Source organism: Paenibacillus sp. MZ04-78.2 (assembly GCF_024213375.1).
Lineage (GTDB): Bacteria > Bacillota > Bacilli > Paenibacillales > NBRC-103111 > Paenibacillus_G.
Genome location: NZ_JANAVJ010000004.1, coordinates 21408 through 44335, shown reverse-complemented (window position 1 = coordinate 44335; position 22928 = coordinate 21408). Strand labels below are relative to the sequence as shown.

The 22928-nt window shown below is 56.0% G+C and carries 19 protein-coding genes; 15 read left to right on the top strand and 4 right to left on the bottom strand.

Annotated elements, in window-relative coordinates; translation table 11 throughout:
- The first annotated feature begins 78 nt into the window (after positions 1–78).
- The 3 genes from NLX71_RS04675 to NLX71_RS04665 all read left to right on the top strand — a co-directional run bounded on the left by NLX71_RS04675 (position 79) and on the right by NLX71_RS04665 (position 4642).
- Positions 79–1371: a homocysteine synthase gene (locus NLX71_RS04675; protein ID WP_254362334.1), complete on the top strand. Its 1293-nt coding sequence runs from the start codon at positions 79–81 to the stop codon at positions 1369–1371.
- 30 nt (positions 1372–1401) lie between these two features.
- Positions 1402–1914, top strand: a complete 513-nt coding sequence (locus NLX71_RS04670) for a deoxycytidylate deaminase (RefSeq protein ID WP_254362333.1) — start codon at positions 1402–1404, stop codon at positions 1912–1914.
- Positions 1915–2011: 97 nt separating this feature from the next.
- Positions 2012–4642 (top strand): DNA internalization-related competence protein ComEC/Rec2, encoded by a 2631-nt coding sequence (locus NLX71_RS04665; protein WP_254362332.1) that lies wholly within the window; start codon positions 2012–2014, stop codon positions 4640–4642.
- A gap of 122 nt (positions 4643–4764) precedes the next feature.
- On the opposite strand, the gene NLX71_RS04660 is transcribed toward NLX71_RS04665, so the two are convergent.
- Both NLX71_RS04660 and NLX71_RS04655 read right to left on the bottom strand, forming a co-directional pair.
- A complete protein-coding gene (locus NLX71_RS04660) occupies positions 4765–6123 on the bottom strand; it encodes an MATE family efflux transporter (protein ID WP_254362331.1) in 1359 nt (452 codons plus the stop codon).
- 9 nt (positions 6124–6132) lie between these two features.
- Positions 6133–6711, bottom strand: coding sequence for a TetR/AcrR family transcriptional regulator (locus NLX71_RS04655; protein WP_254362330.1), 579 nt, complete (start codon positions 6709–6711; stop codon positions 6133–6135).
- A gap of 243 nt (positions 6712–6954) precedes the next feature.
- Here NLX71_RS04655 and NLX71_RS04650 point away from each other — a divergent pair, with 243 nt between their 5' ends.
- On the top strand, positions 6955–7890 hold the full coding sequence (locus NLX71_RS04650; RefSeq protein ID WP_254362329.1) for an EamA family transporter: 936 nt from the start codon (positions 6955–6957) through the stop codon (positions 7888–7890).
- 102 nt (positions 7891–7992) lie between these two features.
- Here the strand turns inward: NLX71_RS04650 and NLX71_RS04645 are convergent, their stop codons facing one another.
- A complete protein-coding gene (locus tag NLX71_RS04645; protein ID WP_254362328.1) occupies positions 7993–9075 on the bottom strand; it encodes an NAD(P)H-dependent flavin oxidoreductase in 1083 nt (360 codons plus the stop codon).
- A 440-nt stretch (positions 9076–9515) separates the two neighbouring features.
- Here NLX71_RS04645 and NLX71_RS04640 point away from each other — a divergent pair, with 440 nt between their 5' ends.
- The 3 genes from NLX71_RS04640 (at position 9516) to holA (ending at position 12773) form a co-directional block, all read left to right on the top strand.
- Positions 9516–10073 (top strand): RNA polymerase sigma factor, encoded by a 558-nt coding sequence (locus tag NLX71_RS04640; RefSeq protein WP_254362327.1) that lies wholly within the window; start codon positions 9516–9518, stop codon positions 10071–10073.
- Between the two features lie 54 nt (positions 10074–10127).
- Positions 10128–11468, top strand: coding sequence for a zf-HC2 domain-containing protein (locus NLX71_RS04635; RefSeq protein WP_309248918.1), 1341 nt, complete (start codon positions 10128–10130; stop codon positions 11466–11468).
- 285 nt (positions 11469–11753) lie between these two features.
- On the top strand, positions 11754–12773 hold the full coding sequence (gene holA, locus NLX71_RS04630; protein ID WP_254362325.1) for a DNA polymerase III subunit delta: 1020 nt from the start codon (positions 11754–11756) through the stop codon (positions 12771–12773).
- Between the two features lie 171 nt (positions 12774–12944).
- On the opposite strand, the gene rpsT is transcribed toward holA, so the two are convergent.
- A complete protein-coding gene (rpsT, locus tag NLX71_RS04625) occupies positions 12945–13217 on the bottom strand; it encodes a 30S ribosomal protein S20 (RefSeq protein WP_254362324.1) in 273 nt (90 codons plus the stop codon).
- Between the two features lie 189 nt (positions 13218–13406).
- On the opposite strand from rpsT, the gene gpr reads away from it, so the two are divergent.
- The 8 genes from gpr (at position 13407) to NLX71_RS04585 (ending at position 22882) form a co-directional block, all read left to right on the top strand.
- Complete coding sequence (gpr, locus tag NLX71_RS04620; RefSeq protein ID WP_254362323.1) at positions 13407–14405, top strand: GPR endopeptidase; 999 nt, start codon at positions 13407–13409, stop codon at positions 14403–14405.
- 223 nt (positions 14406–14628) lie between these two features.
- The gene (gene spoIIP, locus NLX71_RS04615) at positions 14629–15879 is read left to right on the top strand and encodes a stage II sporulation protein P (RefSeq protein WP_254362322.1); all 1251 of its coding nucleotides are present in this window, start codon (positions 14629–14631) and stop codon (positions 15877–15879) included.
- Between the two features lie 42 nt (positions 15880–15921).
- Positions 15922–16323, top strand: a complete 402-nt coding sequence (locus tag NLX71_RS04610; protein ID WP_254362321.1) for a hypothetical protein — start codon at positions 15922–15924, stop codon at positions 16321–16323.
- A 124-nt stretch (positions 16324–16447) separates the two neighbouring features.
- The gene (gene lepA / locus NLX71_RS04605) at positions 16448–18262 is read left to right on the top strand and encodes a translation elongation factor 4 (protein WP_302058081.1); all 1815 of its coding nucleotides are present in this window, start codon (positions 16448–16450) and stop codon (positions 18260–18262) included.
- Between the two features lie 63 nt (positions 18263–18325).
- On the top strand, positions 18326–19498 hold the full coding sequence (hemW, locus tag NLX71_RS04600) for a radical SAM family heme chaperone HemW (RefSeq protein WP_254362320.1): 1173 nt from the start codon (positions 18326–18328) through the stop codon (positions 19496–19498).
- 83 nt (positions 19499–19581) lie between these two features.
- Positions 19582–20049: an N-acetyltransferase gene (locus NLX71_RS04595; RefSeq protein ID WP_254362319.1), complete on the top strand. Its 468-nt coding sequence runs from the start codon at positions 19582–19584 to the stop codon at positions 20047–20049.
- 266 nt (positions 20050–20315) lie between these two features.
- Positions 20316–21347 (top strand): heat-inducible transcriptional repressor HrcA, encoded by a 1032-nt coding sequence (hrcA, locus tag NLX71_RS04590; protein WP_254362318.1) that lies wholly within the window; start codon positions 20316–20318, stop codon positions 21345–21347.
- On the top strand, positions 21344–22882 hold the full coding sequence (locus NLX71_RS04585; protein ID WP_254362317.1) for a TCP-1/cpn60 chaperonin family protein: 1539 nt from the start codon (positions 21344–21346) through the stop codon (positions 22880–22882). The genes hrcA and NLX71_RS04585 overlap by 4 nt, the downstream gene beginning before the upstream one ends.
- Positions 22883–22928 lie beyond the last annotated feature (46 nt).

Sequence of the window (22928 nt, the reverse complement as noted above, 5' to 3'; positions counted from 1 at the left end):
AGCTTTCGTTTTGCAGCGGAATGTGCGAAAATAGGTACGATTATCCATCATTTCTGTTGATTATAAGGAGGATGCAGTATGTCAGAAGAGCGCAAGCTTTCTTTGGAAACGTTGGCCGTTCACGCAGGACAGGAGATTGACCCGACGACGATGTCCCGAGCAGTTCCTTTGTACCAGACGACGTCCTATGGATTTCGCGATACGGATCACGCCGCCGATTTATTTGCTCTCAAAGAGTCCGGCAACATCTACACGCGCATTATGAATCCGACGACCGACGTGTTCGAAAAACGCGTTGCTGCGCTCGAAGGCGGGGCCGCAGCTCTGGCGACAGCATCCGGTCAAGCGGCCATCACGTACTCGATCCTTAACATTGCCGGAGCGGGCGACGAGATCGTCTCATCGTCCACCCTGTACGGCGGTACCTACAATTTGTTTGCAAATACACTGGCGAAAATCGGAATTAAAGTGCATTTCGTCGATGCGAGCAATCCGGAAAATTTCCGGAAAGCCATTACGCCGAAGACGAAAGCCGTGTTCGCGGAGGCGATCGGCAATCCTAAGGGCGATGTGCTCGACATTGCTGCCGTAGCGGCTATTGCGCATGAGAACGGCGTTCCATTGATCATCGACAATACGTTCCCAAGCCCGTATCTTTGCCGTCCGATCGAACACGGGGCAGACATTGTCGTTCATTCCGCGACTAAATTTATCGGCGGACACGGCACCTCGATCGGGGGCATTATCATCGACGGCGGCCGTTTCGACTGGAAGGCCAGCGGCAAATTTGCCGGCCTGACCGAACCGGACCCGAGCTACAACGGAGTCGTGTATACCGACGCCGTCGGGCCGATCGCTTACATTATCAAGGCGCGTGTGCAGCTTCTGCGCGACATGGGCGCTACGATCTCGCCGTTCAACGCGTTCCTCCTGCTGCAAGGTCTCGAAACGCTTCATCTTCGTATGGAGCGCCACAGCTCGAATGCGCAAAAGGTTGCCGAATTCCTGGAAAAGCACGAAGCTGTGGATTGGGTGAGCTACGCCGGCCTTCCGAGCCATTCGTCGCATGAGCTGGCGAAAAAGTATTTGCCTCAAGGCCAGGGCGCCATCATGACGTTCGGCATCAAAGGCGGTGTGGAAGCAGGGCGCAAAGTGATCAATGCGGTAAAGCTGTTCTCCCATTTGGCGAACGTCGGCGATTCGAAGTCGCTCATCATTCATCCGGCCAGCACCACACATCAGCAGCTTAGCGAGCAGGAGCAGGCGGCGGCAGGCGTAACGCCGGGGATGATTCGTCTGTCCATCGGGACGGAAGCGATTGACGACATTATTTACGACCTGGATCAAGCGATCCAGGCAAGCAAGAAATAGAGCCGCAAAACATAAAGGAGCTTGAGCAGCATGATGGCGCGTAAAGATTGGGATACGTATTTTATGGACATCGCCTATATGGCTTCCACCCGCTCCCAATGCAGCCGAAGGCATGTTGGGGCCGTCCTGGTGCAGGGGAAGAAGCTGCTCGGCACGGCGTATAACGGTGCTCCGATGGGCGTGCCGGATTGCTCGGAAGCGGGCTGCATGCTCGTGGAAGAGTACGAATTGGTCGCATCGGACGGCAAGGAGCAGGTGGTCAAGAAGCAGCGCTGCATCCGGACGATCCATGCGGAGCAAAACCTGCTGTTGTTTACGGACCGGGAGGACCGCGAAGGGTCCGTCGTTTATGTGACCGATCAGCCGTGCTGGACGTGCGCGAATATGCTCGCGAACAGCGGCGTGTCGGAAATCGTGTTCCATCGGCCGTATCCGAAAGACACCGACAAGGTGCGAGCGCTGATGGAGCAGCGCGAAATGACGTTCCGGCAGCTTGAAAACTACGAGCCTCCGGTCGGAACGGTCAGCGAAGTGAAAAATTAGAGCGATCCAAAGCTTAGGAGGAAGAACCTCTTTTTGGGCGTGCGTCATGCATGCGCCCGGAAGAGGTTCTTTTTTTGTTTGCTGGAAGGAGGAGCGGATGTCTCAAAGACCGATCGTAGCGTTCGCGGTATGCTGGGGTATAGGCTATGCCATTGCGGTGATCGTGCGGCTGCCATGGATGAATCTGTGGCTGGCTATGGCTGCAGGAATGCTGTATTGCGCCGCGATGATCTTAAGACCAAAGGGGACCGTTTGGCTCCGCAGTCTGTTGATCGTCGCGGCAGCGGCGGGCGTATACGGCGACCATGATGCCCGAAACCGGAGCTTGGTCGAATTGCAGACCGATGAAGTAAGCAGCGTGCATTTTCAAGGGCGGATCGTGACGCCGGTTTCGGTAAACGGAGACCGCGTTTCCTTTCAGGCCGAAGCCGAGTCCGTAGCGATTCCCGACCTTGGTGTACCACGGAATGGCGGCAAGGGCGAGCGGATGCAGTTTTCGATCCGCTTGCTTGCCCGGGAGGAGCAGGAAACGGCCAGACGTTGGGAGCGGGGCCACCGGATCGAGCTGGACGGAACGCTGCGCCGCCCGGCGGAAGCGCGTAACTTTGGCGGCTTCGATTACCGGAACTATTTGCGGCTGCAGCATATTCATTGGCAGATGACGGCAAAAGGGACAGCGGAACTCATTGTAACGCCACCGGACTCCGGCGAGTGGGGCGGCTGGCTTGCCATGCGCGGCATTGACCGCTTTCGGGACCGGCTGGCGGGACAGATCGACCAATTGTTCCCTCCGGATCAAAGCGGCTTTATGAAAGGCATGCTGATCGGCCTGACGGATGAGATCGAACCGAAGCAATTCGAGCAGTTTTCCCGGCTGGGCTTAACCCATATTATCGCAATCTCCGGCCTCAATGTCGCTATTTTTCTGGGGTGCTTGATCTGGCTGCTGCGCCGCTTCGGATTGACGAGGGAAACGGTTCTGCTTACCGCGCTGGCGCTCATGCCGCTGTATATCGCCGTCACCGGGGCTTCGCCTTCAATCGTCCGCGCCGGCATAATGGCGATGATCGGCTTGTATGCCGCTTACCGGAACCGGCTCAAGGACGGGCTCCACATCGCGCTGATCGCAGGAGTCGGCATGCTCGTCTGGAATCCGTATTATTTGCTGGATGTCAGCTTTCAGCTTTCGTTTCTCGTGACGTTGGGGCTCATTCTCGGCGTTCCGCAAATGAACAAGCTGCTGCCGATAAAGCGCGCGAAGCTGAGGGACGCGCTTTCGATTACGGTTGTCGCGCAGTTGATCTCGTTCCCGCTGTCGATTTATTATTTCAATCAATTTTCCCTGATGTCATTCGCTGCCAATTTTGCGCTGGTTCCAGCGTTCAGCGTATGGGTGATGCCGGGCGGGACGGCCGCCATGCTGCTTGGGTTTCTTTGGAGGACAGGAGCGGGCTGGCTCGGGTGGTTAATTGCCAAGACGAACGAGCTGCTGTTTTACGTGATAGAGCAAGCGAGCAAGCTGGATGCTTTCCAAACGATTTGGCCGAGCCCTTCGCCGGTATGGATATTGGCTTATTACGGGCTGCTGTGCGCGGCGCTTGTGCTGCTGCAGCCGTTTGCGGCCAAGGATGAGTCGGCTGCGCCCGAACCGATGCTTTATGGGGTCAAAACCAACAAGCTGCCGTTTCTAACCCGGCAAACGATGAACCGGTACGTCCTGCTGCCCGCCAGCTTGCTTGGCTTTGCGGGACTGCTCTGGTACGGCTATGATCCCGAACGCGGAGCAGCCGAAGGGCGCGTGCAGTTTTTAGATGTGGGGCAGGGGGATAGCATCCTGATCCAGACGCTCCCGGGAGGCCATACGATCTTGGTGGACGGGGGAGGAACCGTCTCCTTCCGCAAACCGGAGGATGCGTGGAAGGAAAGGAAAAACCCGTACGAAGTAGGCCGGAAGCTGCTGGTGCCGCTGCTCAAAAAACGCGGCGTGCAGCAAATCGACGAGCTGATTTTGACGCATCAGGATGCCGATCACTTCGGCGGCTTACAGGCGGTGCTCGAGCACATTCCGGTGCGGCGATTTTTGTTTAACGGGACTTTAAAGCCGCTGCCGTCCGTGGAAAAGCTGTTTCAAACCGCGCTGGAAAAGGGAACGGAGCTGGTCGAGGTGGAGGCGGGAGATACGCTGCAAGTCGACGCCGGCACGACGCTTCATTTCTTGTACCCGCTGCCGGAGGGGGAGCGGGAGGGAGTACGGGTAGAGCGGGATCAAAATCCGAGCTCCATCGTGTTTTTAATGGAGATGGCGGGTACTCGCTGGCTGTTTACAGGCGATATCGGGCGGGCCGAGGAGCGAAATCTGCTCGACCGATGGTCGGCGGTATCGCGGGAACTGGCTCAAGAGGACGCACTGGCTCCTGTCGCCCGTGAACCTGCGTCGTCGCCGGGGGCGGCAGCGCCGGTACCGGTAGTATACAAGCCTGTTGATGTGCTGAAGGTGGCCCACCACGGAAGCAAGTCGTCCACGACCGGAGAGTGGCTGAACGCCTGGAGGCCGAAGCACGCGGTCGTCTCCGCCGGGGTGAATAATATTTACGGGCATCCGAACCGGCAGGTGCTGGATCGGTTGACGTCGTACGGTATAAGCGTGCAGCGGACGGACAGGGACGGGGAGGTGCAGATGACCGTGCGTGGCGGTAAAATTTATACGCGAACGAAGCTCCGGCCCTGAAGGTAGAGCGGGACGGGCCCGCCCACTGTACGCCATAACGCGAGGAAAGCCGCCCGGTCCATGCGATGATGGGGCCGAGCGGCTGATTCGCTGCGGAAAAGCTGTTAGAAGTGTGGCCTCCGTTACGAGGCGGCATTGACCGAAGCGACACTGCGGGAACGCCTGCGGATATAAGCATACACGGTAAGGACGACAATCAGCTCCGAAAGCGGAATGGAGAGCCAAATTCCGGCCGTTCCCATGACATGGGGCAGGGTGAACAGCAGGGCGACCATGATCAGCATCTCACGCGCTATGGTAATCCAAGTCGCCATTTTGACTTGGTCGGTCGATTGAAAGTACGTCATCATGACAAAGTTGACGCCCATGAACAAATAGGCGGTGAAAAACAGACGTATACCGGTAACGGCTAATTCATGAACCTCTCGGGTAAACGAGCCGAACAACGAGACGATGCCGTCTGCCGTAATCAAGCCGATCAGAAATACGCCCACCCCGATGCCGATCGACGTTTTTACCGCGAGGCGGATCGTTTCCCGCTCCCGGGCCTGCTGCTTCGCGCCCCGATAGTAGCTGATCAGCGGCTGAATGCCCGATCCCATGCCGATGAACAACATCAGCATCACGCCGTGCACATAATTTACAATGGAGAAGGCCGAAACACCTAACGTGCCTGCCCACCGGACCATCGCCATGTTGTAGCCTGCCGTAAATACGGCGATGCCCAATTCCGCGACGAAGCTCGGAAAGCCGATTGTGAACGTGCTTTTGGCCAGCTTCCACGATAAACGCAGCTTGACGAAGCGGAGCGTTCTGTCCTTGCGCAGAAAATGCGTGAACAGCACGCATGCCCCGATGGCCGATGCGCCAATGAGCGCCCATGCGGACCCGGCTACGCCGAAGTCGAGAACAAATAAGAACACGTAATTCAGCACGATATTGCTGAGGGCGTTGGCGATCAGAGAAATCATCGCCAGATTCGGATTGCCGTCATTGCGGACAAAGATGCTGAACGCATTTTGAACGGTGATGACGAAACCGAAGGTCAGCAGCACGTTCATAAATTCCATCGCATAAGGCATCGTCTCGTTGTTGGCTCCAAGAAACAACGCCAGATTTTCCCGGAACAAATAAGCAATCCCTGCCACGACGAGCGTCAAGCTGAAGATGAGCGTAAGCGAATGAGTAAAGATCGAGCGTGCCTGCTCCGCATCTTTGGCGCCTAACGATCTGGAGTACAGAGCCGCGCCGCCGATGCCGACCCATAGCGATATGGCTAAATAAATCGAAAATAAGGGAAAGGCGACGTTAACCCCCGCCAGTGCGACTTCGCCGAGCCGCCGCCCGACGAAAATGCCGTCGACCACGACGTTAATGGACATCATAAACATACCGACAATCGACGGGACCAAATAACGGACGAATACTTTGCCTACGGAATCGGATTCCAGGGCTGTCAGCTTGCTGTTTTCATTTTGCATAATACACCTCTAGCTATCTTCTCTATAAAGTATTCCTTTCCACAACAAGGAAAAGGTTGTTTCGGCCGCTTCGATAAAATAATCGGGGCTGTCGAAAATCAGTTTGGTGGTCAAGCCTTCGTAAATTGTATGCACGGCGAGCGCGCCTTCCTTCGGATTGACCCGAAGGGTCGAATCGAGCTGAAAAGCAAGCTCCAACTGATGAAGCAAATGATGCGAATACAATTCGTACATCGTGATGCATAACTCCTGCAGCGGCTCGGGGGGCATAAACGCCATTAGAAACATCAGCTTCACATTCCGGTTGGTCGCGTAGCGGTCTTTCATCTCCTCAACGAAAGTGCGCAGCAGCGTCCGCAACGGCTCTCCCTTATGCTCGTGAAAAAACGTGGTCAAATAGGCGATTTCCTGCTTCGTTGCGTTCTCGTGGATTTCCACAACCAGATTTTTTTTGTTCTCAAAATGAGCGTACATCGACTGCTTCTTAATTCCTACCTCTCGGGCAATATCCGCCAGCTTCGTGCCCTCGTAACCGTATTGCAGAAGATGTCCCACGGCGGTTTTCTTGATCTCTTCTCTTCGGCTCATCGTACCCACCTTGGCTTCTTATAACTTTGTTTACCTTACTAGAGTCAGGCAAACACATCTGTAATATTATCACATTTCCAGCCATTTTCAAACAAAAAACTTACTTCAGTCAGTTTATCGATATTAAAACAAGTCTTGAAACTCGGCCCGGGTTCTGCTATATTTTTTGTTTGTGGGGCTTCCGGTTTTAACAGCCGGAGCCGCCGCGGGTGGGTGAGGGTTAACTAGAACCGAGGATCAGTCATGATTGTTTCGCAACGATTAAAAGCAACCCTATTGGTATTGACCGGCGCTGCATCGTACGGGATATTGTCCACTTTCGTCAAGCTGGCGTATAAGGACGGTTTTTCGCCCGCCGAAGTGACGGGCAGCCAAGTGTTGTTCGGCTTTGTGGTTCTATGGCTTCTGGGCATTCCATGCTGGGGCTACATGAAGAAGATGCCGAGGATCGTCTTTCTGAAGCTGCTCGGCAGCGGGGTGTTTACGGGCCTGACCGGCGTCTTTTACTACTACGCGCTGCAGACGTTGAGCGCGTCGTTCGCGGTGCTGCTGCTGTTCCAATTCACCTGGATGGGGCTGCTCGCGGACTGGCTGCTGCAGAAAAAAGCGCCGAATCGGTTTCAGCTCATCGGCGTTGTCGTTGTGCTGGCCGGTACGCTGTTGGCCTCCGGTTTTCTCAAAGGCAGCATCCCTCAGCTCAGTTGGACCGGTATCGGGCTTGGGCTGCTTGCGGCCGCAAGCTATACGATAACCCTCTATTTCAGCGGTAGAGTCGCGACGGAGGTGCCTGCGATTTTGCGCAGCTCCTGGATGTTGACGGGGGCGGTTATCGTCGTGTCGCTTATTTATCCGCCGACGTTTCTGTGGAGCGGCGCGCTGACGAACGGCCTGTGGGGATGGGCGGTCATTCTCAGCCTGTTCGGCATGGTCCTTCCGTCGTACTTGTTTGCCAAGGGCGCTCCGCACCTCAGTACCGGCCTAGCCTCCATCATCGGGGCGATTGAGCTGCCCGTCGTCATTGTGTGCTCCAGCCTGCTGCTTCAAGAGCAGACCGGCTTGCTCCAGTGGCTCGGCATCGGCCTTATTTTTGCTGGCGTCGTCGTATCCGAATGGAAAAGCAAGCGCGCCAGCCAAAGCGAACGGAAGCTTGAGGCCCCCGAAATGGACAGGCCGCGATAAGCGACCGGCATCAACCGTTTTATGTAAATCAAAAAGAGGCATTCTTCCAAGTAGACCAAAAGCTGCTTGAAAAGAAGCCTCTTTTTTGTATACCGGGAACGATCATCCTTCCCGGTATTGACTTAGCCGCTGCAGCGTATCGCTTGCTTCGCTCATCAGCTCGGCGATCAGCTTGCCTGCGGGCCGAGTCCTATGCAAGCGCAGCGCTTGCCCGGCCCAGAGCGACATATATTGCGGGTTATTTTCGTTCGCCGCGGCCTTGCGGATGTCTTGCGTTAATTTATGTTGAATAGGGTACTCGGGAATGGAGCCCGGATATTGCTTCATCTCCGAAATAAAATCATTTTTGATCCCCCGAGCCGCTTTCCCCGAAAAAGCAACGGTCACCGTCGTGTCCTCTTCGCCGCTTTGAAGGATCGCACGCTTGTGCTGCTCGTGGGCGCCGCTTTCGTCGCAGGTCAGAAAAGCGGTGCCCATCTGCACGCCGGAAGCGCCCAGCGCCAGACTGGCGACGATCCCGCGGCCATCCATAATGCCTCCCGAGGCGATGACGGGAGTGCGGACTTTAGCGACGATTTGAGGGACCAGCGCCATCGTTCCCACCAGTCCGTCCTGGTAATGGCCCAAGAACGTGCCACGGTGTCCGCCGGCTTCGCTGCCTTGGGCGACAATAAGATCGATCCCGGCCTCCTCAAGCGCCAGCGCTTCGCGCACCGTGGTCGCGGTCCCGATGAGCTTAATGCCTCGGCTTTTCAGCTTGTCGATAAGCTCTGGTGCAGGGATGCCGAAGGTAAAGCTGAATACGGGCACGCGTTCGTCCAGAACGACTTGAAGCTGCTCTTCAAACGTTTCTTGAAACTTAGCGGGCATTGTCCCCGGCGCAAGGTTCAGCCGTTCCCGGTAACGGTTTAACCATTCGTTCATGCGCGCTGCGGTCTCGTCGGGCGGACCGAACGACTCGGGAGCGAATAAATTGACGGCAAAAGGGCGATCTGTCAGACGGCGGACTTCTTCGATGGCGCGTTTGATTTGCTCGGGCGGGAGATATCCGGCGCCAATCGTTCCCAGACCGCCGGCTTCCGACACGGCGGCAACGAGCTGCGGAGTCGTCGGCCCCCCGGCCATGCCGGCTTGTAGGATGGGATAGGAACATCCGACGATGTCTGTCATGGGAGTAGTAAACATAGTACAGCACTCCTTCCAACATTATAATGGCATATCTAAGCCTGCTATGTTCTCATCATAACCCATCTGTTTTGTCAAGTGAAATCGGAATAGCCGATACCCGTCATCTCAAATGAAGATGGCTGGCCGGGACCGTCAGGCATTAGAAAGCGATTCTTCATCTCATTCAAAAATAACTTGTATTTAACGAGATAATCACCGGGCACGAGCCGTTAAACGGGACATCGTCAGCCGGGGAGCCGCGGGGAATCCGGTCTTTTTTTGCCACGAAACAAAAAAGCCCCTTTCACGTATAATTCAACGACATAAGTCGGCTGTTAAAGGCGAAAACTTCTATGTACCTCGAAGTCAAAATTTGATATGCTGATAGAATTGTGTCCCGGGCTGCAACATTTCGCCCCACGCACTCGTTTATAAGGTTGCAAGAGAGGGGGGTCCCAGTGGTAGCGCCTGAAGTTATCAAGGCTGCCCAGTCGGGCGATCGCGACGCTCTAATTACCCTATTGCGCGAGATTGAAAACCACGTCTACCGTACCGCTTATTACATTTTGAACAATGAGCAGGATGCGATGGACGCGGCTCAGGAAGCGTTAATCCGAATTTATACAAAGATTAACTCCTACGAAGAAAAGGCACAGTTTAAAACGTGGGTGCAGCGCATCGTGACCAACTTGTGCATCGATAAATTCCGCCGGGCCAAGCCTACGGTTTCGATCGAGCAGCACGATTTGAGCTTTACCGACCATAAGACGGTGGAAGACGAAGTGATGTCCTCGTATATCGCTCAGGACATCCGAGATGCAATCTACAAGCTCCCCGAGCACCATCGGTCCGTCGTCGTGCTTCGATACTTGCAGGATTTTTCCTATAATGAAATAGCGGAATCGCTCGATTTGCCGATTAACACGGTGAAATCTTATTTGTTTCGGGCAAGACAGCAGCTCCAAACCATCCTTAGGGAGTACAAAAAGCCAAGCGGAGACGCGGTTCGAGGGTAAGCGGCGCAGCATGAAGAGGATATACGAATCGTTACGGAAAGGTAGTGTACGGGGATGATGTGTCAAGAGGTGATCGAACTGATGCAGAGATACCTGGACCGGGATCTCGATGAAACGGAGTACGGCCGGATGCTTCAGCATCTGCAGCAGTGCCCGGATTGCACGGGATTGTTCGAACGTCTTGTTAATTTATCGAACGAGCTGGAGTGCTTGCCTAAGGTAACGCCGCCATTCAGCTTGGTCGACGCCATATTGCCGAAGCTGGAGCAGCTTGAGGCGGCTGGAGCCGCACCGGATGCCGCGTATGCCGCTTCCGGAAAGTTAGAGCGCGAGACGGAAGCGCTGCGGGCAAGGGCCACCGCCGATCCGGCAGACGAGCGTCCAGCTTGGGGAAGCTGGCGCAAAAATGTGCGGGAATGGATTTCCTTCCCCGTGTTCGGCGGTGTTGTAGCGGTCGGGCTCGTACTCGGATTTTTCCTGTTCCAGAGCCAGCAGTCCAATCCCGAGTCGGATGCGGGAAGATTGCTGCTCTCGATGACGGATAAGAAAACGGACAGCGAAGGTCTGCCGGCGGCCGGCCAAGCGACTGAAGCGGCCAAAAGCAAGCCGGCGGCGCAGACTCTTCCCGCAGGCGGCCCCAATAACAAAGCGGCCACCCAGGAGCACAAGCCCCAAAATTCGTCGGCAGGAAGCGGCGACACAAACAAAGAAGCCTCTGCCCAATCGAGAAGCTCCGATGCAGCGGATGTAGACCGTAGCGCAAGTCAGACGGCCGCACCGCGGCAGCAGACGCCCGGAGGCGGGAACAAGACGGTAGAACCGGAGCAGCCCGTTCGGGAGAAGCTGCCGAAGGCTCCGGTAGAGAAACACAATAGTGCAGCGGTGCCTTCTCAGCAGCCTGCGTCTCCTCCGGGAGAAGACAAAGGGATTCGGTCCGGGGCTCCGATGAACGGCAATGGCGAGCAAGCCAAGGGCTTCATCGCCTCGGAGCCGTCCCAGCTTTCAGAAGAAGCGGTCGCCTCTGAGTCGGCCGACATGGGCGGTGCCGGAGCGACGGGGCAGCCGCGGCCGGAAAACTTTGCTAAGAAGAATGACGGCTCGAATATGGGCAATGCCACGAAGCCGGACTCGAAGCCCGCAGCCCACGAGCTTGCATCCCCGGACGAGAAGTACAAGGCATCGGTCCGGGAAGAGAAAATTGTTATTTTTGATAAAGACGACAAGGAACTGTATGCGTCCGGCTACAATTGGAAGGACGCGGATCGCATCGAGCTTGTGGAATTGTCCGGCGATGGGAAATTGACGTACCGGGTTATGATGGCCGAACAGTCCAGGACGTTCGTCATCGACCTCAAAGCCAAGACCGAAACGGAAGTCAAGCCAAGCAAGCCATAACCGAAAGCGGATTTCAGCAAGTTCATGAAAGTTTAACGTATTTGGTACAGGGAACTGTTGCACCCCGCAGCGTACATTCACGTATATATACAACAGATGAAGACGGAAGACGATTCACGTCGTATGACCATCTGCCGGCCGGTTTCTAGAGCCTGCCGGCAGGTGTTTATATAGATGCGTTTCGGACAAAGGGATTAGGTCGGGCCTCAGGGCTTTGACGTAATCCCTTTGTTGTTGGTATCATGAAGGACGTAAGCAGAGCGGGAAGGAACGGTGGGCGGCACAATGGATTACAAAACGGCGATGAAGCACATCAACAAGGGGCAGTTTAAGCCCGTATATATAGCCTACGGGGCGGAAAGCTATTTGATTCGGGAGCTGATCGCCCGGTTGACGGACAAGCTGGTCGCGCCGGAGCATAAAGCGTTTGCCGTATCGCGATACGATCTGACGGAGACGCCGGTCGAAGTCGTCATCGAGGAGGCGGAAACGCTGCCTTTTATGGTGCCGAGCAAGTTGGTCGTCGCAACGAATGCGCTTTTTCTGACAGGCGCCAAGGAAAGCGGCAAAGTGGAGCATTCACTCGAACGGCTTGCGAACTATTTAAAAGACCCGGTGGATTTCTCCATCATCGTCTTTACGGTTGAGGCGGACAAGCTGGACGAGCGCAAAAAGATCGTCAAGGCGCTGAAGGAAGCCGATGCGCTCGTCCCGTGCGCCATGCTGTCTGCGGACGAATTGACGGGATGGGTCAATCAGGAAGCGGGGAAAGCCGGTTTCTCGTTCGGTCCCGGGGTCGCGGAGCGGCTCATTCTGTACACGGGCACCAGCCTTCAGGCGCTCGTCAAGGAAGTGGAGAAATGCGCCCTCTACGTCGGTCAGGGCGGGACGCTTCAAGCCGAAGATTTGGAGCAGCTCGTCACGAGAAGCATCGAGCAGAACATCTTTCTGCTAATTGAGCATATTGTTCAGGTCAAGCTGGATCAGGCATTTACGATGCTGAGCGAGCTCATCCGCCGCAAGGAGGAGCCGATCAAAATCGTGATGCTGATCGCCCGGCAGTTCCGCATCATGTTCCAAGTGAAGGATTTAATGCAGCAGGGCTATTCGCAGCAGCAAATCGCCGGCCAGCTCGGTCTCCATCCGTACGGTGTAAAGGTTGCGGCGGGTCAGGCGAACAAGTTCGAATTGAAGCAGCTTGCTGACATTTTGCGGCAGCTGGCGGATCTCGATTACCAGATGAAGAGCGGGAAAATCGACAAGGTGCTGGGCTTGGAAATGTTTCTGCTGCGGCTGGCATCTTGAGGATACAATTGGTGAGCATGATCGTTCCGGAAAGGGACGGTCATGCCGCTAATGCAAATAAAAAAGACCGACAGGACGAATGGCCTGAAGGTCTTTCTTGATCGCATGTATGTTGTTGACAACGGGTACGGAAACAAAGTCTCGTACCTGCTGCAACGCCGCTTAAGTACCTTACGATTGTGCGGAAAGCACGTTAAGTCTTTTCGCGAGACGGGACTTTTTGCGGGCAGCGGCATTTTTATGGATTAATCCTTTGGTCACTGCTTTGTCCAACTTTTTGCTGGCAGCGATCAGAGCGGCTTTAGCCGTGTCCACGTTAGTGCCTGCGATTGCAGTTTCAGCTGTTTTTACAGCCGTGCGGAGCGCGGATTTGTGCGAAGCGTTGCGAAGACGGCGCTTCTCGCTTACTTTCACGCGTTTAATCGCGGATTTAATGTTTGGCATGACGTTCACCTCCTACCACAACTTGCAAAAAAACATAGGTCATGTTTTGTTGACAACTCTTAATATTCTAACATGGGCCATATGAAAATGCAATAGAAACGGCCGGCCGGAGCCTGTAAAACTTTTGCATAACGAATTTGGCTTTTTCACACAATAACTTGGCGAGCCAGAATGAAAGGAGACGAGAGCATGGGATTGGATTTGAGCGCTTACTCCGTGCGGACGGATCTCGCCCTTGAGGCGCACGATTTGGCATCGGCCGGCGGTATGACGATACCGGGCATTGAGCGGACGCAGTACGAACAGGAAGGCGTCCGGGTCAGCGTGATCGATATTACTTCCCAGGAGGGCTCCCAGGCGGTCGGGAAGCTTCCGGGTCATTATATAACCTTGGACGTGCCGGCGCTGCGTCAAAAAGACAGCGATCTACAGGACCGGGTAGCCACGATATTCGCGCAGGAGTTCGAGAAATTTCTGCACAAGTTGAATATCGGGCCGAAGGCGAGCGTGTTGATCATCGGACTCGGCAACTGGAACGTGACCCCCGATGCGCTGGGACCGATGGTCGTGGAGAATGTCATGGTGACCCGTCATTATTTCGAGCTGATGCCGGATCAGGTCAGTCCGGGCTATCGCCCGGTCAGTTCCGTGGCGCCGGGCGTGCTTGGGACGACCGGGATCGAAACGAGCCAGATCGTGGAGGGAATCGTGAAGCAGGCGAAGCCCGATCTGGTCATCGCCATCGACGCGCTGGCGTCCCGTTCGCTTGAGCGCGTCAACACGACGATTCAGATTGCGGACACGGGCATTCATCCCGGGTCGGGCATCGGCAACAAGCGCAGAGGCTTAACGCTGGATACGCTTGGGGTGCCCGTTATCGCCATCGGCGTGCCGACCGTCGTCTATGCGTCGACGATCGTGAACAATGCGTTCGATATGATGCATAACCATTTCCGCAAGCAGACGACGAACACCGGACATATTCTCGGTCTTCTCGACAATATGCAGGAGCAGGAGCGGCTGCAACTGGTGAAGGAAGTGCTGAACCCGCTCGGCCACGATCTGCTCGTCACGCCGAAGGAGATCGATCAGTTCATCGAAGACATCGCCAATATGATTGCCAGCGGGTTGAATGCCGCGCTGCATGAGGCGGTCGATACGAGCAACGTATCTGCGTATACGCATTAATCTGAACGAACGTCCGGGCACGGCAGGATGACGATCCTCCGCCCCGGGCGTTTTTGATTATGCCGGTCAATTTCCTTATGGCTATGATTTTCAGGTTCTATCTTCTAGCGCGGCTTCATAGAGTTGGTAATAGAGAAGTGGGACTTCCGGGCGGTAATAAAAGCGTCGGAAGGTGCCTGCTCAGCCGAAGATGCAACAGAAGCCGAACAAGGAGGAATGGATCATGAAGTGGCCGGCCGTCACCGTCAATTTAAGCAAGTACCGGAAAATAGGACAAGCCATCGGCATGTATTCAAGGACGTTGACTATCCTGGTGACAGGATGTCTGTTGTTTTTTATAGCCATCGGATTGCTAGGGTACGTGCATTCGACCGTCTCGAACCCTTCTCCTTCCACGTCGATGAAGGGACTTGCAGCTTCCGTGTCCAGCCGTTTCTTCATGGATATGATGGGGATGGAGGTGCCGGGTCTTCAACAGGACCGCAAGTCGTTTACGTTTTCGCAATCGAACGTGTCGGGCTTCCTGTTCTCGCTGTTCACCGATCTGAATCCGAAGGACCCGAAGACGCTCATTTCCCGGGAAGTGCCCGGACTGTCGCAGGAGCGCTCCGTGCTGCTGAGCGGCGCCGACGGCTTCGTCGTCGATTCTCCCGAGGACTACGGTCCCAAATCGGACGTGTTTCAGCGCGGGGACCTGGGGGAAGCGGGTTCGATTACGGCTAATCCTAGAGCAAAATCCGTCGATGAAGGGAAAGTGCAGGGACCGGCCATCCCGCTGCCTGCGGCCGAAGGACCGAGAATGGCCGGCAAAAATGTCGCTTTCGTCTATCAATCGCACAATCAGGAATCTTATTTGCCGGAGCTGCCGGGCGTCCGAGATCCGGACAAGGCGTATGATCCGAAACGGAACGTAACGCTGGTCGGGCTGCGGCTCGCCCAAATGCTGGAAAAGGAAGGCATCGGCGCCGTGCATTCGGATAAAAACTATCCGGCTATCGAAAAAAGCTTCAACTATTACTACTCCTACAAATATTCGTTCAAAACGCTGGAAGAGGCCGTATCCGGACACCCGGACTTGAAATTTTATTTTGACATTCACCGCGACTCTCAGCGCCGCGACAAGACGACGGCGACGATCAACGGAAAAGATTACGCGCAAATCTACTTTATCATCGGCGGCAAAAATCCGAATTGGAAGCAAAACTACCAGTTCGCCGAACAAGTCGACCGCGTGCTCGAAGCGAAGTACCCTGGCCTCTCCAAGGGGATTCATGCCAAGAACGGAGAAGGCAACGGCGTTTACAATCAGACCTTCTCCCCGAACAACGTGCTGATCGAAGTCGGCGGGGTGGACAACAGCCTGGAGGAATGCTATCGCACCGTGGATGCTCTTGCCAAAGCTGTTTCCGAAGTCATCCTGAATGCGGAGAAGGTCGATGCGCCGATCACAGACAGGAAAGACGGGAAAAAGTAACGGCCGGTACCGGGCCCCCGGGGAGAAAGAGAGGAGAGCGCGGTGAGAGGAAATACGTTCGTCAAAGTCGGCGCCGTAGGGTTGGCGATGGCCTTCTGCATCTTTTTCGGAGTCGCGCTTGCCACGCAAGGAACTGAGCGGATTCACGGCCCGCTGACCAAGCCGCAGGCCGGGGCTGGGGAAGCGAAGCAGCACGCGTATACCGCCGCGCCCACAGGGAAACCGGTCGCCGCGCCACCGGCCGGAGCGAATGCAGCGGGGCCGGCGCCTAAACCGCAAGCGCAACGGCCTGCGGAGGCCAAAGCGAAGCCGGCCATGCCGGAAGACCCGGCTGCGAACATGGGCATCAACCGTGTCGGGAACAAGACGGGAGAACTGCTGCAGATTGCGGCGTACTACGGCATCCGCCTCGTCGTCTCTCTATTTGAAGCGTTAAGTCCATAAGCGCTGCCGTCTTCGGCAACGGAACAGGCTTGGAAGTTTTAGGGGTTTCCATTGCTGCCTGCCTTCACAACTGCTATAATTAGAAGTATTGTAAATTTGCAGGTTAGTGAGGGTAAAGCTGCCGATGGATATCCAAGCCAGACAAAAGAAAATAAGAAATTTTTGTATCATCGCCCATATCGACCATGGGAAATCGACGCTTGCAGACCGCATCCTCGAATATACCGGCGCGCTGACGTCGCGTGAAATGCAGGAGCAGGTGCTCGATCAGATGGATCTGGAGCGCGAGCGGGGCATCACGATTAAGCTTCAGGCGGTTCGCCTTAGCTACCGGGCCGACGACGGTGAAGAATATATATTGAATTTGATCGATACGCCGGGACACGTCGACTTTACGTACGAGGTTTCCCGCAGTCTTGCCGCCTGTGAAGGCGCGCTGCTCGTCGTGGACGCGGCGCAGGGGATTGAAGCGCAGACGCTCGCCAACGTCTACTTGGCTTTGGACAACAATCTGGAAATCTTGCCGGTCATCAACAAAATCGACCTCCCAAGCGCGGAGCCGGAACGGGTGAAGCAGGAGGTCGAGGACGTGATCGGACTTGACGCCAGTGATGCGGTGTTGGCTTCTGCCAAAGCCGGAATCGGAATTAAGGAAATTCTTGAGCAGGTCGTACAGAAGGTCCCCGCACCGACAGGAAATCCGGACAACCCGCTCAAGGCGCTCATTTTCGACTCGCACTTCGACCCGTACAAGGGCGTTATCGTGTACGTCCGCGTTATCGACGGCTCGATCAAAGCGGGCTCGAAAATCAAATTCATGGCGACGGATAAAACGTTCGAGGTCATCGAAGTCGGCGCATTCAAGCCGCGCATGGACTCGGTTCCTTCGCTGGAGGTCGGCGATGTCGGCTTCGTCGTCGCGGGGATCAAGAACGTCGGCGATACCCGGGTCGGGGATACAGTAACGGACGCCAAAAATCCGACAACCGAGCCGCTGCCGGGCTACCGCAAAATCAACCCGATGGTATTCTGCGGACTGTATCCGATCGAAACGAGCGATTACAACGATCTGCGCGAAGCGCTGGAGAAGCTGCAATTGAACGACGCGTCGCTCAGCTTCGAGCCGGAGACGTCCACGGCGCTCGGCTTCGGCTTCCGCTGCGGATTTTTGGGGCTGCTCCACATGGAGATCATTCAAGAACGGATCGAGCGCGAATTCAACATTCCGCTCATTACGACCGCGCCGAGCGTGGTGTTCCGCGTGACGCAGACGAACGGCACAGAGCTGAACATCGAGAACCCGTCGCTGTTCCCGGAACCGGGCAAAATCGACTTCGTTGAGGAGCCTTACGTCAAGGCGTCCGTCATTGTCCCGAACGATTATGTCGGCGCCATCATGGAGCTGTGCCAATCCAAGCGCGGCGAATATATCAATATGGAATATCTCGACACGACCCGCGTGACGCTCACTTACGATATTCCGCTGTCGGAGATCGTCTACGACTTCTTTGACCAATTGAAATCGAGCACCAAAGGCTACGCTTCATTCGATTATGAACTTTCGGGCTACAAGCGTTCCAATCTGGTGAAAATGGACATTCTGCTGAACGGGGAGCAAGTTGATGCGCTCTCGTTCATCGTTCACCGCGACCGGGCGTTCCACCGCGGGCGCATCATTTGTGAGAAGCTGAAGGAGCTCATTCCGCGCCAAATGTTCGAGGTGCCGGTACAGGCGGCGATCGGCCAGAAGGTCATCGCGCGTGAGACGGTGAAGGCGATGCGCAAGAACGTCCTTGCCAAATGCTACGGCGGCGATATTTCGCGGAAGCGGAAGCTGCTGGAGAAGCAGAAGGAAGGCAAAAAGCGCATGAAGCAGGTCGGCAGCGTGGAAGTGCCGCAGGAAGCGTTTATGGCCGTATTGAAGATCGACGATAACTAAGAAAAAAGCAGGCAGGTGCTTCGGAGTTCCGAACGCCTGCTTTTGCCATTAGGGGGAACCTAAATGCTGCAGCGAACCCAGACACCCCAAGCGGTGTATATTCATATCCCTTTTTGCACGAACAAGTGCCACTATTGCGATTTCAATTCCTACGTGTTGAAAGGCCAGCCTGTCATGGATTACCTGGATGCGCTTGAGCGCGAAATGGAACGGACGGTGCAGACGGTCCCGCCGGGGGAGATCGAGACGATCTTCGTCGGAGGCGGAACGCCGACGGTGTTGACGCCGGAGCAGATGGAAGTATTTTTGCGCCGTGTCCGCGCTTATTTCCCGGCCTGGTCGCCGCAGCTGGAATTCACGATGGAGGCGAATCCGGGCACAACCGATCTGGAGAAGCTGCAAGCGATGAAAGAAGGAGGCGTCAACCGGATCAGCTTCGGGGTGCAATCGTTCGACAACGGGCTGCTTGAAGGTATCGGGCGCATCCACAATACCGACGACGTATACCGGAGCTTGGAGAACGCGCGGAAGGCCGGGTTTACGAATCTGTCCATCGATCTGATGTTCGGACTGCCGAAGCAGACCAAGACGGTAATGGAAGCGACGCTGAAGGAAGCGCTCGCGCTGGACCTGCCGCACTACTCGATCTACAGCTTAAAGGTGGAAGAGAATACGTTGTTCCACACGCTCTATGAGCGCGGACAGCTCCCGCTTCCCGAAGAAGATGAGGAAATCGGCATGTTTCTGCTGATTATGGAACGGCTGTGCTCGGCTGGCTACGGGCAGTATGAGATCAGCAACTTCGCCAGACCCGGATACGAGAGCCGGCATAACGCGATGTACTGGCGCAATCAGAGCTATTACGGCCTTGGAGCTGGGGCTCACGGTTATGTCCACGGTCAGCGGCACGTGAATATTAAAGGCGTTCAGCCTTATATCGACGCGACGCGCAGCGGGCTGCCGCTGTTGGAGAAGAACGCGGTGGAAGTTCATGAAGCGATGGAAGATTTCATGATGGTCGGGCTGCGGATGCTCGGCGGCGTGCGCAAGGCGGATTTTAACGAGCAGTTCGGCATGGAACTGGACGACGTGTTCGGGCACGTGCTCCAGCGGCAATGCAGCCTCGGGTTGCTGGAGGCGAGCGCCGGGGGCTATAAGCTGAGTAAGCGCGGCGTGCTGCTCGGAAACGAAGTGTTCGGCGAATTTTTGGGAGCTGTAAAAAATACGTCAAAATAGGTTGATCCTTTATACGTCTTGTTGTATATTTATTCATATCATTTTCTCCATGAGATATTACTAGGCGATAGGTGGGAACCGCTATGACGACGACCTTGACCTGCAGAAAAGCGACCGCGCAGGACATTGACACATTATACGACATTATTCAAGGCTATGCTGAAAAAGGAATTATGCTCCCGCGTTCCAAGGAGACGCTGTCTGTGCAACTCGATACGTTCGTCGTAGCGGAAATCGACGGTCAGCTTGTAGGCTGCGGCTCGCTCACAAGGCTCGGGCAGGATCTGGTCGAGATCCGGTCGCTCGGCGTTTCGGACGGATATAAAGGTCAAGGTATCGGCAAGGCGCTCGTCAACTCGCTGCTGCACGAAGCGAAGCAGCAGGGCATTCCGAAAGTGATGGCGCTGACCTACGAGGTGGCGTTCTTCGAAAGAAACGGCTTTGCCGTTGTTGAGAAGGAGATTTTCCCCGAGAAGGTATGGCGTGACTGCATCCACTGCAAAAAGCAGCATTGCTGCGACGAAATCGCCGTCCTGAAACGGCTCGACTGACTTGACACAGACCCTATGGGTCTGTTATTTTTGTATTAGCTTAGCACTCACTAACACGGAGTGCTAACGAAAGAGCGGTTTGAATGTTGAGATACAAGGCGAGCGAGGTATGCCTTGGTTTATTTTCTTTTAAATATATTTGTTTTTCGGCTGATATGTTTTTGACGGAGGAAAGAACTGCAGTTGGGGCTTATGCTTCCGGAGGCTGCAGTTCCTTTCACGCAGTCAACCCTCCATTCGGCCGAAAAAAGTAGGGGGGACTTGGTGTGCTAACCGAACGACAACGTCATATTTTAAGTGCCATCGTCGATGATTACATCCGTTCTGCTGAGCCGGTCGGCTCCCGCAGCATATCCAAGCGCGGCAACGTGGGATTCAGCCCCGCCACCATCCGCAACGAAATGTCCGACCTGGAGGAAATGGGCTTTCTGGAGCAGCCGCACACGTCGGCCGGCCGAATTCCTTCCCACAAGGGCTACCGATATTACGTCGATCATCTGATGCATTATAACCAGCTTCCTGTTCAGGATGTCGACATGCTCAAGCAGTTTTTTGCCGAAAAAATGCAGGAGATGGAACGTACCATCCAGCATGTGGCGCAAATTTTGTCTCAATTGACGAACTATACGTCCATCGTCATGGGACCGGAGATGCTGGGCACGACAATGAAGCATTTGCAGATCGTTCCGCTCAACGAGCGGGCGGCTGTTGCGATTATCGTGACCAATACCGGACAGGTGGAGAACAAGACCGTCACGATTCCCGAGGGCGTTCCGATGTCGGAGATCGAGAAGTTCGTCAACCTGCTCAATGCCCGGCTCAAGAACGTGCCGCTGCTTCATTTCAAGTCGAAGCTTTACACGGAGATCGCCTCGGAGCTGAGCAGTTACGTCTCCGGCTACGAAGAGCTGCTGCTCATGCTGGATCACGTGATGGACCGCGGAGAGGAAGAGCGGATTTTCCTTGGCGGCACGACGAACATGCTGACGCAGCCCGAGTTCAAGGATGTCGATAAAGTGAAAAGCATTCTGGACTTGCTCGCCGAAGGGCCTAAGCTGGTGCAGCTGTTTGACGGAACCGGCGAAACGAACGGGATACTGGTGCGGATCGGCAGCGAGAACAAGCTGGAAGCCGTGAACGATTGCAGTCTGATCACCGCTTCGTACTCGATAGACGGGCAGCTGCTTGGGACGATCGGCATCCTCGGACCGACGCGGATGGATTACGGTAAAGTCATCAAGCTGCTCGATCATTTGACGAAAGATTTGAATCAGTTAATGGGGCGTTGGTACAAATGAGCCAAATCAAGCCGACAGGTCAGGAAGGCGAAGAGGCGTTTGCCACGCTGCGGAACAACGCGAATGCGATCCGCGCCATTTGCTCCGCGGTGGAAGGGACCCTCGGACCGAAGGGGCTCGATACGATGCTGGTCGGGACGCAGGGGGAAGTCGTCATTACGAATGACGGCGTGACCATTTTGGAAAAGATGGACGTCACCCACCCCGCTGCGAGACTGCTCATTCAAGTCGCCCGTTCCCAGCAGCATCAGGTTGGGGACGGCACGACGACGGCTACCGTGCTAGCGGGCGCATTGGTCACCGAAGGCGTGGCGCAGGTCACGCGGGGCGTACCGGTGGCGAAGGTCGTCCGCGGGGTGCAGAACGGCGTGGCCGCGGCGCTGGAGTCGCTGGCCCGCCGGGCGCGTCCTCTGGAAGGAATGAGCGATCCGCTGCTGTACCGGATCGCGTACGTTGCCGGGCGGGAACACGCCGACCTCGCCAAGCTGATCGTCGAAGGAGCGAAGCGTCTAGGCCCGGCGAAGCTGCGGGAGCCGCACTTCCGCTTCTCCGACGTCGTAATGTCGCACGGAAAAGCGGCGAACGAAGTGTGGCCGGGCCTGTTGATTAACAAAAAGCCGGCCAATGCTCAGCTTGATTTTCCGCCGGATACGGCGCAGGTGCTGCTGTTCCAGGATGCGTTCGAGCCGGAGACGGTCGATGAGGAAGCGCTCATGACCGATGCGGGCTTCCACAAGCAGACGCAGCTGCGGGAGCAGTTCCGTGTCCTCTTGGAGAAGCTCGTCGAGCTGCGCGTCGGCTTCGTGGCCTCGGAGCGGGGCGTCGACCCCGAGGCGGAGCAGTTTTGTACCGACCATGGGATCATGGTGCTGCAGCGCCTGCCGCGCGCGGAGCTGCGCCGCATCGCCGAATACACCGGCGCGCGGCCGATCCGCCGCAGCGGGCTGTGCAAGCCTGCCTCGGAGCTGGCGGGCTATCTCGGCTTCGCCGGGCACGTCGCTTACGACGAGCGTCTGGAAAGCGTACGGATGGCCGAAGGCAAAGGCCGCACGCAAGTATCCATCGTCGTGGGCGCCAGCACGAGCGAGGTGGTCGGCGAGCGTCTGCGCATCGCTCGTGACGCGGCTTCAAGCGTGCAGGCCGCGCTGCGAGGCGGCTGCTTGCCCGGCGGCGGGGCGTCCGAAATGGCCGTCGCCCACGAGCTTGACCGCCACCGGGAGACGGTGCAGGGCATGGAGGGTTTCGGCATTGCCGCCGTCGCGCAGGCGCTGCGCAAGCCGCTGGCCCAAATCGTCGTGAACGCGGGCTACAACCCTCTGGAGAAAGTCGAAGAGGTGAAGGCGGCGCAAATCGCTTCCGGCAACGACGCGCTCGGTATCGACTGCGATACCGGAAGCGTCGCGGATATGATGGCCGCCGGCGTCGTCGACCCGGCGGAGGTGAAGCTGCATGCGTTGAAGGCTGCCGGCGAGGTGGCGTGCGCGGTGCTTCGCATCCATACGGTCATTAAGATGCGTCCGCGCACGGAAGAGTAGGGGCCAAGCATGCCGGGCGTTTCCCGCCCGCAAGGGATGGTTACAA

Coding starts and splice junctions, on each gene's coding strand:
- NLX71_RS04675 (WP_254362334.1), top strand. CDS start 79: ATGTCAGAAGAGCGCAAGCTTTCTTTGGAAACGTTGGCCGTTCACGCA.
- NLX71_RS04670 (WP_254362333.1), top strand. CDS start 1,402: ATGATGGCGCGTAAAGATTGGGATACGTATTTTATGGACATCGCCTAT.
- NLX71_RS04665 (WP_254362332.1), top strand. CDS start 2,012: ATGTCTCAAAGACCGATCGTAGCGTTCGCGGTATGCTGGGGTATAGGC.
- NLX71_RS04660 (WP_254362331.1), bottom strand. CDS start 6,123: ATGCAAAATGAAAACAGCAAGCTGACAGCCCTGGAATCCGATTCCGTA.
- NLX71_RS04655 (WP_254362330.1), bottom strand. CDS start 6,711: ATGAGCCGAAGAGAAGAGATCAAGAAAACCGCCGTGGGACATCTTCTG.
- NLX71_RS04650 (WP_254362329.1), top strand. CDS start 6,955: ATGATTGTTTCGCAACGATTAAAAGCAACCCTATTGGTATTGACCGGC.
- NLX71_RS04645 (WP_254362328.1), bottom strand. CDS start 9,075: ATGTTTACTACTCCCATGACAGACATCGTCGGATGTTCCTATCCCATC.
- NLX71_RS04635 (WP_309248918.1), top strand. CDS start 10,128: ATGATGTGTCAAGAGGTGATCGAACTGATGCAGAGATACCTGGACCGG.
- holA (WP_254362325.1), top strand. CDS start 11,754: ATGGATTACAAAACGGCGATGAAGCACATCAACAAGGGGCAGTTTAAG.
- rpsT (WP_254362324.1), bottom strand. CDS start 13,217: ATGCCAAACATTAAATCCGCGATTAAACGCGTGAAAGTAAGCGAGAAG.
- gpr (WP_254362323.1), top strand. CDS start 13,407: ATGGGATTGGATTTGAGCGCTTACTCCGTGCGGACGGATCTCGCCCTT.
- spoIIP (WP_254362322.1), top strand. CDS start 14,629: ATGAAGTGGCCGGCCGTCACCGTCAATTTAAGCAAGTACCGGAAAATA.
- lepA (WP_302058081.1), top strand. CDS start 16,448: ATGGATATCCAAGCCAGACAAAAGAAAATAAGAAATTTTTGTATCATC.
- hemW (WP_254362320.1), top strand. CDS start 18,326: ATGCTGCAGCGAACCCAGACACCCCAAGCGGTGTATATTCATATCCCT.
- NLX71_RS04595 (WP_254362319.1), top strand. CDS start 19,582: ATGACGACGACCTTGACCTGCAGAAAAGCGACCGCGCAGGACATTGAC.
- NLX71_RS04585 (WP_254362317.1), top strand. CDS start 21,344: ATGAGCCAAATCAAGCCGACAGGTCAGGAAGGCGAAGAGGCGTTTGCC.